The sequence below is a fragment of the Flammeovirga sp. OC4 genome, from assembly GCF_000812565.1.
Taxonomy (GTDB): domain Bacteria; phylum Bacteroidota; class Bacteroidia; order Cytophagales; family Flammeovirgaceae; genus Flammeovirga.
Window position 1 is genome coordinate 1 of sequence record NZ_JTAM01000206.1, and the last position, 401, is coordinate 401.

Consider the following 401-nt stretch of genomic DNA (forward strand, 5'->3'; position numbering starts at 1 on the left):
CAGGAGTTTTCTGTTGAGAGTATGTGTGATGTACTAAAAATAAGTAGTTCCGCCTATTACAGCTGGCTTCAAGGAAAAGTATCGAAGCGAAAAATCGCTTTCGAGAGAGATACAAAGCATGTTTTAAAGGAATATCACCTTTCAAAAAATAGGTATGGAAGCTATAAGATCACTTCCTCATTAAAAGAGAAAGGTATCCAGACCTCTCGTAATCGAGTAGCTAGAATAATGAAAAAAGAAAACATAAAAAGCTGCATTTGTAAAAGTTACAAACCTCAAACCACACAGTCCAACCATGGAAAGAAGGTAGCTCCTAATATACTGAACCGTAAATTTAAAACAGACGCACCAGCAAAAGCATGGGTATCTGATCTTACTTATATTCCAACAGATCAAGGCTG

1 protein-coding gene is annotated in these 401 nt (G+C 36.7%); it reads left to right on the plus strand.

Translation table 11 applies throughout. From position 1 onward, the window contains the following. Positions 1–401 (plus strand): IS3 family transposase (locus tag PL77_RS29990; RefSeq protein WP_156152623.1); only part of this gene is annotated, 401 nt, incomplete at both ends.